General features: G+C 40.8%; 16 protein-coding genes and 1 tRNA gene. 2 read left to right on the top strand and 15 right to left on the bottom strand.

Annotated features, from left to right (window positions below; translation table 11 throughout):
• Nucleotides 1–33: 33 nt before the first annotated feature.
• The 9 genes from NPUN_RS40325 to thrC form a co-directional block, all read right to left on the bottom strand.
• Nucleotides 34–183 carry a ribbon-helix-helix protein, CopG family gene (locus tag NPUN_RS40325; RefSeq protein ID WP_167315568.1) on the bottom strand — a complete coding sequence of 50 codons (150 nt, stop codon included), beginning with the start codon at nucleotides 181–183 and terminating at the stop codon, nucleotides 34–36.
• A 146-nt stretch (nucleotides 184–329) separates the two neighbouring features.
• Nucleotides 330–599, bottom strand: a complete 270-nt coding sequence (locus NPUN_RS03795) for a hypothetical protein (protein WP_012407524.1) — start codon at nucleotides 597–599, stop codon at nucleotides 330–332.
• A 5-nt stretch (nucleotides 600–604) separates the two neighbouring features.
• A complete protein-coding gene (locus NPUN_RS03790; RefSeq protein WP_012407523.1) occupies nucleotides 605–790 on the bottom strand; it encodes a plasmid mobilization protein in 186 nt (61 codons plus the stop codon).
• Complete coding sequence (locus NPUN_RS03785; RefSeq protein ID WP_041565170.1) at nucleotides 790–1,017, bottom strand: hypothetical protein; 228 nt, start codon at nucleotides 1,015–1,017, stop codon at nucleotides 790–792. The genes NPUN_RS03790 and NPUN_RS03785 overlap by 1 nt, the downstream gene beginning before the upstream one ends.
• 196 nt (nucleotides 1,018–1,213) lie before the next feature.
• Entirely contained in the window at nucleotides 1,214–1,888 is a 675-nt protein-coding gene (locus NPUN_RS03780; protein ID WP_012407522.1) for a hypothetical protein, read from the bottom strand.
• A gap of 45 nt (nucleotides 1,889–1,933) precedes the next feature.
• Nucleotides 1,934–2,155, bottom strand: coding sequence for a hypothetical protein (locus tag NPUN_RS03775; RefSeq protein WP_041565169.1), 222 nt, complete (start codon nucleotides 2,153–2,155; stop codon nucleotides 1,934–1,936).
• A gap of 205 nt (nucleotides 2,156–2,360) precedes the next feature.
• Nucleotides 2,361–2,431, bottom strand: a tRNA-Cys gene (locus tag NPUN_RS03770).
• A gap of 384 nt (nucleotides 2,432–2,815) precedes the next feature.
• Nucleotides 2,816–3,409, bottom strand: coding sequence for a chromophore lyase CpcT/CpeT (locus NPUN_RS03765; protein ID WP_012407521.1), 594 nt, complete (start codon nucleotides 3,407–3,409; stop codon nucleotides 2,816–2,818).
• Nucleotides 3,410–3,752: 343 nt separating this feature from the next.
• Complete coding sequence (gene thrC / locus NPUN_RS03760) at nucleotides 3,753–4,844, bottom strand: threonine synthase (protein WP_012407520.1); 1,092 nt, start codon at nucleotides 4,842–4,844, stop codon at nucleotides 3,753–3,755.
• A 637-nt stretch (nucleotides 4,845–5,481) separates the two neighbouring features.
• Between thrC and NPUN_RS03755 the strand changes: the two genes are divergently transcribed.
• Nucleotides 5,482–5,673: a hypothetical protein gene (locus tag NPUN_RS03755; protein ID WP_012407519.1), complete on the top strand. Its 192-nt coding sequence runs from the start codon at nucleotides 5,482–5,484 to the stop codon at nucleotides 5,671–5,673.
• 82 nt (nucleotides 5,674–5,755) lie between these two features.
• Here NPUN_RS03755 and NPUN_RS03750 read toward each other — a convergent pair whose 3' ends face one another.
• Complete coding sequence (locus tag NPUN_RS03750) at nucleotides 5,756–8,128, bottom strand: hypothetical protein (protein WP_012407518.1); 2,373 nt, start codon at nucleotides 8,126–8,128, stop codon at nucleotides 5,756–5,758.
• 338 nt (nucleotides 8,129–8,466) lie between these two features.
• On the opposite strand from NPUN_RS03750, the gene NPUN_RS03745 reads away from it, so the two are divergent.
• The gene (locus tag NPUN_RS03745) at nucleotides 8,467–10,122 is read left to right on the top strand and encodes an iron uptake porin (protein ID WP_012407517.1); all 1,656 of its coding nucleotides are present in this window, start codon (nucleotides 8,467–8,469) and stop codon (nucleotides 10,120–10,122) included.
• A gap of 1,302 nt (nucleotides 10,123–11,424) precedes the next feature.
• On the opposite strand, the gene NPUN_RS03740 is transcribed toward NPUN_RS03745, so the two are convergent.
• From NPUN_RS03740 to NPUN_RS03720, 5 genes are all read right to left on the bottom strand, one after another.
• Nucleotides 11,425–11,763, bottom strand: a complete 339-nt coding sequence (locus tag NPUN_RS03740; protein ID WP_012407516.1) for a hypothetical protein — start codon at nucleotides 11,761–11,763, stop codon at nucleotides 11,425–11,427.
• The gene (locus tag NPUN_RS03735) at nucleotides 11,757–12,386 is read right to left on the bottom strand and encodes a chromophore lyase CpcT/CpeT (RefSeq protein WP_012407515.1); all 630 of its coding nucleotides are present in this window, start codon (nucleotides 12,384–12,386) and stop codon (nucleotides 11,757–11,759) included. Before NPUN_RS03735 ends, NPUN_RS03740 begins: the two co-directional genes overlap by 7 nt.
• A 57-nt stretch (nucleotides 12,387–12,443) precedes the next feature.
• A complete protein-coding gene (locus tag NPUN_RS03730; RefSeq protein ID WP_012407514.1) occupies nucleotides 12,444–12,980 on the bottom strand; it encodes a phycobiliprotein lyase in 537 nt (178 codons plus the stop codon).
• A gap of 214 nt (nucleotides 12,981–13,194) precedes the next feature.
• The gene (locus NPUN_RS03725) at nucleotides 13,195–13,953 is read right to left on the bottom strand and encodes a phycobilisome rod-core linker polypeptide (protein WP_012407513.1); all 759 of its coding nucleotides are present in this window, start codon (nucleotides 13,951–13,953) and stop codon (nucleotides 13,195–13,197) included.
• Between the two features lie 658 nt (nucleotides 13,954–14,611).
• Complete coding sequence (locus tag NPUN_RS03720; protein ID WP_012407512.1) at nucleotides 14,612–15,193, bottom strand: globin family protein; 582 nt, start codon at nucleotides 15,191–15,193, stop codon at nucleotides 14,612–14,614.
• Nucleotides 15,194–15,238 lie beyond the last annotated feature (45 nt).

Here is a 15,238-nt window from a genome sequence, read left to right as displayed (position 1 = left end):
AACTAGCTGGTTACTGGTTGCCCTATTTGATGTCTAGTTATTATTCTCAAGGTATTGAGCGATCGCATCCCTAATAATCTCAGAGATGGGTTGCTGTCTTTTATCCCCTAGAGCTATTAGCTTCATCTGTGTGTCAGTGGATAATCTAAGTGTTTGTTGTGCGTCTTGTCTTTTTACTTTCATTGCTGTATGCCTCATGTCTTACTAATACTTTGTCAGATCCAATATTCAACAGTAGAATCAGGGTTCTAGCCTCCGATGTGGACTGATGTGGCTTAGGAGGCTTAAAATAACCATTGGATTATCTTATGATTATCATAGAAAATACTCTATCTATTAGCGAAGTTCACTTCATCCCAAATATCTGATAGGTACTCGACCAACCCCCATTCAGTAACAACTCTACTGATAATCTCTTGATATTCATTATCATCCTCATCGGCTAACTCTATTAGGTACTGATTAGCTTTAAAGAACTGGGTTAATGTCTGAGTGCCATGAAAGGTTACAGAGTGGATCTGGCAGTTTCGGTATACTCGACCATTGAGGACATAGTAAGACCAATAAGTAGGGTCATAGATCATGCGGTTCGGTTTCATGGTTGTTATTGGTTACTCCGGTTGTCTACTGATACCCCTAAGTCTGCCTTGATCGCCTTCAGTACAGTAGACCGGACATAACTAGACATCCCTTGACCTGTTTCAGTGGCAGCTTGGGCTAGTAGCTCATGTTCTTCCTCAGTCAGCCAGACCTGCAACTTAACCTTGCGGTTAGTCCTTTGGTTAGTCATTATTCACACTCCTCATCCAAGAAGACCTCTTCACCTTCGGCCCAAGGTAGGCTATCAACATAGAGATCCCATAAATCAATAAACTTAGACCCTTGGCAAGTGTATAAGGTCTTAACTGCTGACTTAACCGATGGGATGACTGATAGCTTCTCTAAATCCGCCTTGTCTAGCCCGATGAGGTATTCATCTAAACCTAAAACCACTCTGGTAAAATCTGGGAGTTCCATTGTTTCTTTTATTTCTTAGTATACTCCCATTATAACCTCAGTAAGTTACAATGGCTACCCATAACTGGCACATTACAGCATAAACTGGCACACAGGGTTAACCCTTGTACAGTCATTCTGGTATCTTATGCCAACCTAAGCCACCTAATGAAAACCCCAGTAAAACTACCGGGGTTCTTAAGTGCTTCTGTAGGTCTTAGTAATCGCCTAGTAAACTCTGAAGGTAAATCATGTCATCTACAGTCAAATCATCGGCATCTGGCAGACCGATAGGGTTAGTCCTGGACATCTGATTGACCGCTACCAGCCCTTGAACATATTTGGTAAATCTCTCAGGCATTACAGACTCAGCAGGTAAAAAGGTTGGGTCTTCAAAAAGACTATCAAGGATTACATCGAACCATTCATGACCGCCCAATGGGTCGAAGTCGCCCCCGTCTTCCCCATGTAGGCTACTAAGAACTGCCTTGTACAACTCTTGGGGACTATTGAAACTCTTAGCCTGCCATGTCAGACCCCCATTACCAAATCTAGCGGTAGCTGATTCTACCCCGGTATGCTTATGGGTCAACAGACCGATAACAGAGGAAACAAATAACTCTTGGGCTTTTTGTTGCCCATAAAGGTTAAAAGTCCTCTCATAGACCGAGCGGTATTGCCTGGGGTCTAAGTTAGCATTTTCAATGGTCTTCTGGATTAACAAGTTGGAGGTTTCAGTAACTCTTTGTTGGCTCTGTTGGCGCTTGACCTTTTCCGCCATAGCCGCCTGTTCTTTAACCTTTATTTCAGCTAACCTAGCATTATATTTTTCCTGTTCAGTAGCTAAATCATCCCGCAGTTGGGCAAGTAGTTTCTCATTTTGATTTTCCATAAGACCTCCAATATTTTTGATTTGTTTTGGTTAGTATGCGGTAGCCTATTGATTCATTAAATGCTGTGCGATGAAGTTTAAAACTTGGGTATTTTCTGAGACTTCTAACTCGATGCGCTCAAGGGACTTCTGTATTTCTACTTGTCGATCGCTAAGTTCTTTTGTGGTCTTCTGTAGTTGCTTGAGAGACAAGTAGTCTGCATTGGGCAGCCATTGAGATGTTATTACTTTCAGCCAGTTCTTTGAGTTTGTGATAGATGTGATCATTTAGACTTATTTGTAGTTTGTGGGTTTTCATGGAAAATATTTATTCCTATGTCTTAACTAAGTCAACTTGAGGTGATTTCGATGTACCTTAAGTTAGTCAAATAAAAAACCTCCTGGGGTTAACCAGAAGGCTTTGAATATCACTTTGAATATCAAGAAAGCATTTTATTTGGTTTCTAGAAGTCCTAAAAGGCTGAAAGCCTTAAGGCGGCACCCGGATTTGAACCGGGGGTGGAGGTTTTGCAGACCTCTGCCTTACCACTTGGCTATGCCGCCACATCAACACTATAAAGCTTTTTTGCCTACCGCTTGATATTTTAAGGAGGCAATAGCATTAGTTCGACAATAGTAGCACAAGATTGTGAGGTAGAGATAGTGGGTTAACTGGATGTCTTTGGTATTCTTTTAGTCTTGCGTCGCCATACAGGCTCTTGTTATATCTGGATTAGCGATCGCTAGTCCAAACTTCTGTCACAATGACGCAGTGATAATTTAACAGCTTAACCCGTGCTTCCTTCTTAGGAGCGTGTTCCAGATCACCTATTCGTCACCACTTTTAAGAATGTCAATCCAGAAATTAACAGTTGTAAGTGGGGATGTCGTGAAAAAGACGTTCATCAACATCTACCCACAAACGGCTTACTTTGAACATCTAGCGCGTTAATTAGCTTTGACTTCATCGGCAAAATTAGCCCATCGGACAAAGTGAAAGGGACCGGCAATGGAACCCCACAGACGCTCATCAGTGTCTAAATCCCTTCCCCGGTCGAGGCTGAAAAATTCTTTAGCGTCAATCTCAAATTCGTTATCTAAATAAGTATTTTTGCCGTCACGAACCACAATGCAGCCTTTACCAGGTTCGACCCTGCCTTTGAAGCTCTTACCTGTCCACTCTACAATCATGTTGCAGCCTGACATTTTTTCCAGTTGGTCAACAGACAAGTCTTTGAGGCGTTCGGGTTCACGAGATGCACCGTAAAATTTTTGTTCTTCTTTAACGGTGTAGTGTTCAATAGCAATGTGGTTTTCTGCGGGAATCAACTTCATTACCCGCATCCGGTAGGGTTGATTGAGCATAAAATCATAAGCTTGTTCGAGAAACAAACTTACCCCTGAGAACAATTCCAAGGGAAGGGGACGGATACACACACGAATGTGGGCATAAAAAGGCGGATTTTCAAAAGCTTGTTCTTGATTACTAAAGTCAGCTGACATCCATCGGGCTAAGGTAGCAATATCAGTAGAATGAGTCACGTTGCTTCGCTCCAAATTCAAAATTCAAAATTCAAAATTAATAATCCCCCTAAATTTATTTAGGGGCTTGTATTTTTTTCTTTGTTGGTGATTATTAAAATGATCAACCAGTTGATTAAAAATTCTTTAGGATTATACCATTTTGGATTTTAAATTTTAGATTTTTGATTGGGTATTCCTTGCTGCATCTTGCTTAGTCTGAATTCATCTATCGCAATCATTTGGCAATTTGGGATTATTTTGACACTCGCCATACTGAAAATATTGGCTGCGATACCTCCAGTGGGCTTTGCCTACGCAATTTTTCAATTAGATATTACGATCGCTTGTATTTCCAGGTTACTTAAAATCCCATTGCCTCGGCGACTGCGCCCAATTCTGCTGCAATCCCCTGTTTAAATTGGCTGTGATTGTGTTTAATGGCTGTATCTGGGTCTTTTAGACCATTGCCTGTGAGGACACAAACCACTGTCGCCCCTGTAGGAATTTGGTCTTTTACCTGCAATAATCCGGCTACAGAAGCGGCGCTAGCAGGTTCGCAGAAGATACCTTCTGATGATGCTAAAAGTCGATAAGCATCGAGAATTTCTGCATCGGTAACGGCATGGAAATTCCCCTGACTTGCAGTTTGGGCTGCGATCGCTAATTCCCAGCTAGCAGGGTTGCCAATGCGAATTGCTGTCGCTAGGGTTTCGGGATGCGCCACTGGCTGACCGTGTACTAATGGGGCTGCACCTGCGGCTTGGAATCCCATCATTCGGGGTAAGCGATCGCACTTGCCATCTTGATGATATTGACAAAAGCCCATCCAATATGCTGTGATATTTCCCGCATTGCCAACAGGTATACACAGCCAGTCTGGGGCATCACCCAGCGCATCGACGATTTCAAAGGCTCCAGTTTTTTGCCCTTCTAGGCGGTAGGGATTGACGGAATTTACCAATGTTACCGGATAGCTTTCGGCCATTTCGCGGACAATTTCTAGCGCTTGGTCAAAATTCCCTTTAATTGCCAATACTTCTGCACCATAGAGTAATGCTTGGGCTAACTTGCCCAGCGCTACATAGCCGTCGGGAATTAATACAAAGGCATTCATCCCCCCACGCCTTGCATAAGCGGCGGCGGCGGCTGAAGTGTTACCCGTGCTGGCACAAATTACTGCTTTTGCTCCTGCTTCCTTGGCCTTGGAAATTGCCATAGTCATCCCCCGGTCTTTGAAGCTGCCGGTAGGATTCAGACCATCATATTTTACAAAAACCCGTACTTGTCTGCCAATACGTTCTGCGATCGCTGGCACTGGTATTAGAGGTGTGTTGCCCTCCAAAAGAGTGACGACCGGGGTTTTTTCACTGACAGGTAAGTATTGGCGATAGGCTTCTATCAGTCCGGGCCAAGGTTGGCGATGAGATTTAGCAACAGACAGGCTCAAAGTCACAGGATTTAAAATTTCTTAATGTTAAGGATTCGATATTTAGAGAAAGTGGCAGAGGAAGAAAGTGAATTTTTCTTTGCCCTGTCCCAGCCCTTTAATTCCAAAAGAATATTACTTTATAGAATATTATTTTTTGTGGTGCAGGTGTTTCACTTGCCATTTTTATTTAGAATACCAGTTAAATAGGCAATGCGCTGTCTCTCCTTGGCAGTAGCCTTGGGCGAGTGCTTGCCCAAGACTACTGCCAAAAAGAGTGGATATTAAAAAGGTATATTTTTAAGGAGATTGGGAATCTCTGCTGTATCAGTCCTCAATTTTCATAATCTAGCAGAATTCTTGATATAGTCTACATACAATTCGTGCGTAAATTCCCCAAAAAGGGCGATAATAATTCATACAACCATAATTGACAGGCTAATCAATTTTAAGTATTGCTAAGTATCGTCAAGTGGGCGGAAGCTTTGCACACTTAGGGGACTGTTCTGTTTGGAACACAGCCATGATACTCGCCGTCTCTTATGATTGAACCTAAAATCCATTAGAGTAATTAATCAAAAATATACAATATTTTAATAAAGCTTAAAAGAGCATTATTATAATATTTCTAATGGTGTGAGTTAAATTGTGGATTTAATTAGCGATGCCTACTTGTTTATCTAGTGTTTCCGATCGCGAGTCCCAGGCTAACTGGGTGAGTAAGCTAACCAAGTCTTATTATCAAGACGATCAGCAAGCTAAATTTATGCATTTACAAGCAGAAGTAGACTCTCTGTTGCAGCAGTTGGAAAACCTGAAGAACCAACGTCTAGCCGAAACTAACCAAAAAGAATAAGTCAATTTTGGAGATCGCGATGTCTACGACGGGCTACACCTACGCCATTGCCTCTTTAATTTAAATTTGATTAGGGGGCGTGCTATTCAAAGCGCTGATTTTTCTCTGACCAGCGCCTCAGACTGTAGTTATGAGCATTTTCAATTAATAAAGCTAAAGATTGCACGTCTGAAAGCTTGGCGATCGCAGAGAGTCTTTGTAAGTCATTTCTGGTAAAATCAGTGTAAATGACTTGATTGCGATCGGACAAAATTATAGTCCGGTCGCGGCGTTGTTGTGTATTTTCCGCCTGATTTTCAGGTGAAGACTGATTCAAGGATGCTATTGCTGCTGCTGAGATAGTCAGTATTATTTCTGGTTGAGCATTATTTGTTAAATCAATCACTTGAACGGGCCAATCACCCAACTTTTCCTGCATCTGCTCAAAGGTAGGAATAGCACCAGCCACAACTTCACCGGATTGCTGTAAAGATTGCCAGACACTCGATAATATTACCTTCACCCCTTGGGGATTTTGTTGATGCAGTTCTTTTAGAGTGATGGGAGATGGTTGTACCCATTCCAGTGCTGCATTTGTCAAAGCTAGAGGTTTGGGTTGAAGAACATCGTTTTGATTCTCTGGAATTTTTGGACCCGCAGCCAATAGGCGCAAAACTTTACCCTGTAGTTGCACTGCTTTGATAGCGGCTATAGTAATTTTTTGTTCACCATTTGGCAACCAGACTATAATCTGGATTTCCGGGTCAGAAATGATTCCCAAAGTTTTCCAGAAAAATTTGGCGGCGAAAGTTTTAGGTGGGTTCAAATTCTCAAAGGGAAAATTTAGCCAGCTTTTACCGTCATTAAATGCACTCACCTCTACCTGATACCAAACTTGATTATCAGTGAGTTTCAAGTCTGCTAAGGAATTTGGTTGCAGCCACTCGCTGCTAGTAACTTGAGTAATTGGTTGCACTGTACCAACAATCTGACTAGGGTGAGTAGAGGATATTTGCGACTTTGCATCCTCACTATTGAGTTTTGCTAACAGACCTTGAATATAGACAAGATTATCTTTTGTAATTTTTGGTTGCGTCTTTAACCAGGAATTGGCATGTTCTTCTCCCTGCTGAACAGCCAAAATCAAAGCAAACCAAGCTTGCACATCCAGTCTATTTGGGTTCACCCGCAACGCGGCGGTTGTGCGATTCCACAACCGTTTTTTATCAGCTTTGAGTAGAGTCGCAATTTCTTGGGTATTATGTGGCGACGCTTCAAACACCTGTAATGCTTTCCCCCAACGACCATCAATCAAGTCTGCTAGCACTTCTTGACTAGGACTTGCCCATTTTTTCTGGGCTTGGGTTTTAGTAAGTTGGGAATGCAAGCGAATCAAATCCATTTGCGCTTGCGCCACCCCTGGAAAAACTCCTTGGCGCTGTTTTTTGATGAATTTCAACCATTCAAAGGCTGGTGTCCATAGTCCACTACGGGCAATTGACAAGGCGTTTTGGTATGCAGAATCTTTGAGGGCTGCTGATTTGAGGGTAATCGCCTCTAATTCAATTGGTTTGAGAAATAACTTCACAGGCTTGACTTGGTAAACCTGTAAGTGCGGTTCTAAGCCTATAGTTTGATCGACAACTAACTCTTTTGTACCATCACCAGTTACCTGCTGCCATCTGGGTAATTGTCCGTTGGGACTTGTCCAAGACAACATTTGTAGTAAATTGGTGCGTTGTGGATTGTAGTATACAACTTGACCATAAGCAGCAGTTCCTGGTTGGCGTTGACCCTGCAAATTAAACCAAACCCCTGGTGATGGTGTCCCAGCATCAAAGCGTTGCACTTTAGTTAAAGGTAGGGAAACACTGATATCTTGGGGTTCTGATGTTTCATCAAGTGAGGGCGAAATCACAGAGGATTCTTCTGGCCCAGTTACAGGCAATTGAGTGGCTAAATAGTAGTAATTTTCTGACTGGGATTTAAACTCTAACTCTTTTGATAGCTCGTAAACTCTGAGTTCCACAAGTTTTTTACAATCAGATTGACAATTAGGACGCTGTTGCAAAACTGGCAGTAAAAAAGAGTCTTTGGCATCTTGACGTAAAGGCAGAGTTTCGCCAAATATTTGGTTGTTTTGACTCAAATCTAGTTGAATTTGTTTGATAGTTTTGGGGCGTTCGTGGTTCCCAAGGGGGATTTGTGCCCATAAAGGTAAAATTTTATTTAGCCAGCTTACCTGGTCTGGATTGAAGATGAAGAGAACGCTAATCCAGGCGAAAGCCATAATTAGACTAGCACTACTCAACAAAATTGCGTAGCTTGCCACCGTAGGTATCGCTAGCGTTGACGACAACCAACTTCCCCCTTTGAGCTTTTTCTGGGGTTTTTTAGCGATGCGTTTCATCACACCTGTATGAGGTTTATTTTGTTTAGAGGCTTTTTGTGTCAGCTTGCGTGGACGATTTGCCATAGATTGGGGATTAAAAACTGGAGATTGGGGATTGGGGACTGGAGTCGGAGATTTGAGTCTTTGAGGTTGATAAATCCAGTTCAAAGTATGACCGAGGCTCTAATTCTCTTTGTCCCCCAGTTCCCAGTACCTAGTACCTAGTCTCCAATACCCAATACCCTGTTATACTCGTCCTTTCAGAAGTTGCCCAGAAAGATTAAGTCTAATTTTGGACAAAATCCGTAAATTTTCCCATGTGAACCCTAGACAATAGCGCATACACTCTTCACTTAAGTATGTGAGCAGAGTGTAAAAAGTTGAAAGGTATACTTGTTAGCCGCAGTCATCGCAAAACCTGGATGCTCGCATGGTTACTAATTGCGGGAGTAAATGGAGTTGCCCAAAAAGCATCAGCACAAGAGTACATCAATATAGAAGCTACCCAGGCGCAGGAGAGTATAGACTTAAATTCTCCTCCCCTCTCCCCCATAAATCCGATGGCGCAAGTTACATCGGTTTCTCAACTCAAAGACGTACAACCCAATGATTGGGCATTCCAAGCATTACAGTCTTTGGTGGAACGCTATGGTTGTATAGCAGGGTATCCAGATAGTAGCTATCGCGGTAATCGCGCCTTGACTCGGTATGAATTCGCCGCCGGTGTGAATGCTTGTTTAGATAGAGTCAACGAATTAATCACTACAGCCACCAGCGATTTAGTTACCCGCGAAGATTTAGCAACATTACAAAAATTGCAATCAGAATTTGCCCCTGAATTAGCAACTTTGCGGGGTCGTGTCGATAGTTTAGAAGCCAGAACTGGCGAATTTGAAGCAAATCAATTCTCAAGAACAACCAAACTCAGTGGACTACTAATAGTTGGTATTCAAGGACGGACTAGCAATCGTGGTGATGTCAATCCTAGAGATGGACAAAAAGATACAGATGATGGCGGGACAAACATTAATGTCATATCCCTAGCGCAACTATATTTGACTAGTCAAATCACTCCTAGTAGTTACTTGTTTACAGGTCTTATAGATGGTAAAGGAAAAACTTCGCCTAGATTTACCAATAGTGTTTCCCGGAATGATGTTTTACTTGGTTATGAATATCCTACAGATAGCTTGATTGTAAGTGACCTCAATTTTCATTGGCTGGTGACGGATAAATTAGCAATAATGGTGGGAACAGAAGGCGTAAGTATGCCTGCTGCTTTCCGAGGCCCCAATCGGGTAGAAAGTGCTGCAACAGGGCCGCTGTCTTATTTTGCCCAAAGAAACCCAATTTTAAATATGGGATACGGTCACGGCGGTATAGCTATTGATTGGCAATTTGCTAAACGCGCTAGTTTGCAGGCAATTTATACGAGTTATAAACCAGGTAATCCCGGTAACAGTAGCGGTTTATTCGATGGAACCACAACTACTGGTGTGCAATTGCTGCTAACACCAACTGACACTCTAGATTTAAGCTTATATTACGTCAACAATTATTCTTCGGATGGTTGCTTGCTAACCTTTGTTGGCGATGAATGCTTAACTACAGTTAATACCACTACCGGAAAATCAGCACCTTTGCAAACTAATGCTGTGGGTGCGACTGTCACTTGGCAAATTTCACCTCGCATTAGCGCAGGTGCGTGGGGTGGTTATACTAAATCTTACATTCCTGGGCAATCGGGAAATGTAGAAACGACGAATTATATGGTGTTTATGAATTTCCCTGATTTATTTGCTAAAGGAAATTTGGGGGGAATTTATGTCGGTCAACCTCCTAAAATCACTAGTAGCGACCTACCTGTGGGGAATAATGTCCCTGATTTTATTAATACCGGTTTAGGACGTGCAGGTGGACAACCAGGGACTACCACTCAAATTGAGGCATTTTATCGTTTCCAGCTAACAGATAATATTAGCATTACACCAGGAATAATTCATCTCTTGCAGCCTGGTAATACACCAGATAGTGACTCAGTTACCATCGGCATTCTGCGGAGTACTTTTAGTTTTTAATTTTGCTTGCAGACAAACATTATAGAGCTTACAGCATATAAGACGAGAGAGCCATCTGATAAATTAAATTTTTTGGCGATTTTTGTGTGAGTTCTGGAGATATAAAAAAAGGTTTGGCTCACCGCCAAACCTCTATATAAATCCAGTGCATAACAACATCCCGAATTAATTTACTCATTATTATATTCATAGGGCATCTTCCTATAGGATGTGTGCAAATATCCTCAAACCTGATAGGATATTTTTCTAGTATCATTGAATACCTCAAACAGAAAATTAATCTGCCAGATGTTAGAAGCTATGGCAGATTAATTTAGATATTAAAGATAGTAAAACAACTCAAAATATTTTTACATGCAAAACTTGCATGAAAGCAATTTTTTCAACTAGTAAACAAAATAAAAGACGGGATAGTTTATCCCGTCTAAATAGCTTGAAAGTGGCAATACACCTTGGAATATGCAAAAAACAGCACAAATAAAACTTAATAGGTTGTAAGACAAACAAATAATATGAACAAAAAGAATGCTAGTTGAGCTTATTCTTAATGTTTCAATCATTTGCATTCTAGCTAATATATCACAGCTTAATTATAATTTAATGTCAAAATGCCAAACAATTAACAACAAAAAAGACGGGCATTAGCCCGTCTTCTGTATAAAAAGTAAAAACATCTTGGTAATTTCTGCAGTATATCAAAATACTCTAATCAGTAGCTGCCAAATTGCCAAATACTTATCAATCAAACACGAATATTATTTTCTCTGTACTTAAATGTATTTATCGGTTACAGATTTTACTCTCATGAAAAATTAATAGTTACTCAAAGGATTTAGTAATGGTTTATAATAAAAAATTTAGTTTTCTCTTGTTGTCGTTAATTAATATTGCATAAGGTGTGGTGCTTTAGGACATAAAAAAGCCTGCGTAGGTGTAGCCCATCGTAAACATTGCACCACCAATTAGATAGAGAGAATTTCGATTTATCTATATTTTGTATAATTTTTTGCATAAACTACATACAATACATATTGTAGGAGCACTTCATGAATTGCCCCTACAGTGTAAGTTTATTTACTATCAAAGAATGATTAATAAAAATTTATTTGTTAGACAAAACCTATGCAGTATTGGATTCTTTTGCACAGTATGTATTTCTAACAAACTTAGACGGCTAACTGTTAATAAGTAACAACTAATCATAGTAAATAATTAGCAATTAAACATTAACAATTAGCCGTCAATCCCCAAGGGGACTATTTAAAATTCAAATGCCAGAAGGATTTCCGTAGGAAAGTCGCTCTAAACACGCTCATCAAATCTAGTGTAGAAACCACCGTATTTTATCCAGTATTGTTTCAAAGTATGATGAGGAGTATGTAAACTAGCTTTGGCCTGATATAAAATTACTTGGCGATGAGCGCCCATCCAGATTTTATTAATGGGGTCAACGGATATTACTGTTCCTCCTAAAGAAGCGACACATTCAGAAAATCTTTCAATGGTCGTATATTCTAATGTCTCGAATATAAAAAAGTTACCTGAACAAATCAAGTGCCGACTACGAATCCAACAGCGCATCTTTTTTTCAGCCTGTGGAGGTAACTTTTTATATTTAACAGATTCAAGCTGAATCAACATAATGCTCTCACTGCAAGTAATTCATCAGCAAAACTTTCCCGTTTTTCAAATCGCAAAGGTCCAGCAGTTGACCCCCATATCTGCTTGTGGGTTTCAATATCCATACCTTTATCTAGACTTATCCAAGTATGCTCGGTTATTTCTACGTCACTGACTAGATATGTCTGGCAGCCATTGCGGTTAATCAGACATTGATTACCCGGTTCCACGCTACCCCGAAACATTTCACCCTCTCGCATAAAAACCATCGAACAGTTATAACGCCGTTCGATACAATCTGGGGTGATAGTTTTGAGGATATCTAATTCACGAGCCGCACCTGCATAAAGCATCTGGTCTTTCAAGCTGTAATTTTCGATATAAATGCGATCGCTACAATCTACCAGTTTATGTACTCCTTGGCGGTAGGGTGTCCATAAATCGTGGTCATAAGCTTGTTCTGAATAAAAACCGATGGCAGAAAAAAATTCAATCGGTAAAGGACGAAAAAAAATGTGAATGTGGGCGTAAAGTTGGGGATTTGCAAAAGATTGCTTGTAGTTGCTAAAATCTCCTGACATCCAACAGGCTAAGGTGAGCAAATCACTAGCGTTGCTGCTAGATTCACTGGGTGCTATTGTCATATTCAATCTCGGTAGTGACAAACTAGATGATTCCTTCTATGTTTTAACCTGATATTACTAACTGGTTGAACTAGACAAAGAGCGAATCTCTGAAGAAAAGGAAGCTGTTGTCACACCTTTACCATCACTGGTTTTAATTGTTGCTACCCGAAATCGCAGATTTGGTGTGGCAAACCAAATTCGCTCTTCAGCAGCAGCGTGTTCATACTCCGTCAGCAGGGTAAAAATCCCATCTTCACTCAAGTGGTATTTACCCACTGCGGGGATTGTCTCAGCGTATCCTTGGTCGCGTAAAAGTTTTCCCCTAGAAGGATTTTCTATATCTGGAATTGGCACCAGCACGGTACTACCAGAGATTGGTTTATCGTCCCAGTCTGACTCACCTTTCCAAGTCATCCGAAAGGGGTGAGTGATACTGCCGGGGTCGGTGTCATACAATTGACAAATTGATAGTACCGCCGGATCGTCGGTGGATAGAGACTCAATGTCAATGTTAGACAGCACTTGTTCAAAGTGAGCGAATGCCAAATGATGACCGCTACGTTGCGATCGCCATCGTCCAATTGAAAGTTCAAAGAATTCAGTAATTTCCATTAGAAAAGTGATTTTAAAAAGTAGCTTACAATCCAAAAGATATTTTGGCTAAATAGTTATTCTCCCAGTCTATATACTAGCTTCCTTGACTACAACTGCACTTGGGAGTGCTGTTAGCGGTATCGGGGCGTTTGGCCTGTACTGAGTAGGGAGTTAGGAGTAGGGAGTTAGAAGTTATTATCCTCCTCCCACTCCTGACTCCCCATTCATCTACTTAAGCAACTTCAGTAATACTGATGATTTTGCCGCCCGTTCTATGAATGTTTTGCACTTGTCCAGACAGTTGGTTGTAGTTAACTACATATTCAAGGTTGCCCACACGAGTACGGAGATTACCTGAACCTTTGACTGCCTTAATCAAGAAGCGTTTGCCAGTGCTGCTTACACTAGAACCAGCAACGGGACGCTTGATGGATGTAGGTAAATTTGCACCTATATCGCTGATCAGTTTGGCTTTGCGATCGCTATCGCTGCTTGCTACTCCTCTCAATAAGGAAAAGGTGCGGTTAAAGGTAACATTCTTAATTCCTATTTGGGAGCTAGTGCTGCGAGGATAAGGAACAATATTCTCGCCAAAATTCTGCTGATACTCTTGGCTATCGATATAGGATTCGATCTCAGCATCATAGCCCTGTTCGTTATATATACGGACGTGTTCGGCGATTTCTGCTTGATCGGCAGGAGCACGACCTAGCAGGTGTTTGAAGTTCAGTTCAATGAACCGATACTGGGAAGAGGAACTGAAAAACAGGGATTGATAGAGTTCTGATTTCGCAACGATGTTGACGAATTCGCGGACGCTGATTTTGCGATCGCGCAATTGCGATTCAGCAGTAGCTAGGCGCTCACTTTCTAGCAAGTGAGCATTCCCCAAAACCTGTTTGTAAACCGCCCGAATCAGTGTTTGTAATTCACTTTCGCTGGTATTCGGACGCAGTTCAACATTAGGTGAATCAATAGCCCATAGTGACATTGAAGTATCTCCTTAAAAACGCGAATTAAATGAAATTTTTGAGTATCCTAACCCCATAATGGGTAGAATTTAGCCTCAGTTGTCAGTTATTTTTGCTACTGACTAGCATTTGTAAAACTTTATTTTTTTAAAGTGCGTTAAATATCTTTCTATATGACAACTGACGGCAGAATTGAGCAAACCCTAATCATGATGCTGGTCTAAAAGCTATTCAAACTATCTCCCAGTTAACAACTAGATTTTTTTATGAGAAGGAATTCAGCAGATGTTAAAAAACTTTACATCTTTGTGAAAAAGGAGAGGTCATAGAGACTTTAAATCCTTATTAGTTTTAATTATTTAAGTTTTTACATCAAATGCCTTTACACATTCTGATACGATGCCGAAACCATATTTATTAATTTTTGTGAAGTTAGATAATACTTTAGAGAAATTTAAGCTTGTTTTTAGAATTTGATTTGAGATTGGGATGCAGGCGATCCTATTGTTGTTTTCCCTTGAGCAAGAGTATTTATAGTGCTGATTCACCAAAGTTAATTTTGGTAAGTGGGCAAGAATAAATCAAACTATATTACGTAATGTAAATTCAATTAAATTGGTTCTTAGTAAGCAACTCTAGCCGTGACTAAAAACCTTGAATTATTCACGCTCACTTACCTTACCGAACTTGAAAAGTATCCAGTTGGGTGATTAAATGGTCAAAATAAGGATTAAGAATTTCTTGCTGATTGGCTGGACAGCGTTTCAAACTAGCAGCTTTAATGCTTTTTAAACCTAAGAGCATTGCATCTAATGGAACTTGTAATTCCTGATAGAGTAAGTTCATATAGTGCAGTCCTGTGGGATTTGTATAGTCAGCGTGTCCACCTGCTATGCCATAAGTAATACAACGGAGAAAATGCCAAAAATCTCGCCAGCAAGCTTGGGCGCGTTCAGGTGGATAAAGACCACCTCCAGGCTGGATAATTTCAGGATAGGTCGTCAAAACCTGCTCTCTAGCTTCATCAACAATTTCGGCGGCGCGATCGCGTAACAACACAGCAACAGGAATCAACTCAGAATTATCGGATGACTTGGTTTGAATCTGTAATAAATCTTCGTCGCTCAGATAACGAAAAGCATCATCCGCAGCTTGAAATATGGCGATCGCTGCTTTGGTATGAGACTTATCCCACTCAGCAAAGCTAATAATTCTAGCTTTGGCGATTAATTCTTTGACGGTTTCGCTTAATTGAGTCATTGGTTAAGAGTTTAGGGTATTGCGTTAAATCTTCCCAAATGCGAT

The organism is Nostoc punctiforme PCC 73102, assembly GCF_000020025.1.
In the GTDB taxonomy this organism is placed as follows: Bacteria; Cyanobacteriota; Cyanobacteriia; order Cyanobacteriales; family Nostocaceae; genus Nostoc; species Nostoc punctiforme.
Note: the sequence above shows the minus strand (reverse complement) of the source record. Positions and strands in the feature narration are given on the sequence as shown.

Bases quoted from the DNA above. Each gene is read 5' to 3' on its own strand.
- NPUN_RS03775 (WP_041565169.1), bottom strand. From the start codon at position 2,155: ATGATCACATCTATCACAAACTCAAAGAACTGGCTGAAAGTAATAACA.
- NPUN_RS03755 (WP_012407519.1), top strand. From the start codon at position 5,482: ATGCCTACTTGTTTATCTAGTGTTTCCGATCGCGAGTCCCAGGCTAAC.
- NPUN_RS03785 (WP_041565170.1), bottom strand. From the start codon at position 1,017: ATGGAACTCCCAGATTTTACCAGAGTGGTTTTAGGTTTAGATGAATAC.
- NPUN_RS03725 (WP_012407513.1), bottom strand. From the start codon at position 13,953: ATGTCACTATGGGCTATTGATTCACCTAATGTTGAACTGCGTCCGAAT.
- NPUN_RS03745 (WP_012407517.1), top strand. From the start codon at position 8,467: ATGCTCGCATGGTTACTAATTGCGGGAGTAAATGGAGTTGCCCAAAAA.
- NPUN_RS03750 (WP_012407518.1), bottom strand. From the start codon at position 8,128: ATGGCAAATCGTCCACGCAAGCTGACACAAAAAGCCTCTAAACAAAAT.
- NPUN_RS03780 (WP_012407522.1), bottom strand. From the start codon at position 1,888: ATGGAAAATCAAAATGAGAAACTACTTGCCCAACTGCGGGATGATTTA.
- NPUN_RS03795 (WP_012407524.1), bottom strand. From the start codon at position 599: ATGAAACCGAACCGCATGATCTATGACCCTACTTATTGGTCTTACTAT.
- NPUN_RS03735 (WP_012407515.1), bottom strand. From the start codon at position 12,386: ATGACAATAGCACCCAGTGAATCTAGCAGCAACGCTAGTGATTTGCTC.
- NPUN_RS03740 (WP_012407516.1), bottom strand. From the start codon at position 11,763: ATGTTGATTCAGCTTGAATCTGTTAAATATAAAAAGTTACCTCCACAG.
- NPUN_RS03790 (WP_012407523.1), bottom strand. From the start codon at position 790: ATGACTAACCAAAGGACTAACCGCAAGGTTAAGTTGCAGGTCTGGCTG.
- NPUN_RS03730 (WP_012407514.1), bottom strand. From the start codon at position 12,980: ATGGAAATTACTGAATTCTTTGAACTTTCAATTGGACGATGGCGATCG.
- NPUN_RS40325 (WP_167315568.1), bottom strand. From the start codon at position 183: ATGAAAGTAAAAAGACAAGACGCACAACAAACACTTAGATTATCCACT.
- NPUN_RS03720 (WP_012407512.1), bottom strand. From the start codon at position 15,193: ATGACTCAATTAAGCGAAACCGTCAAAGAATTAATCGCCAAAGCTAGA.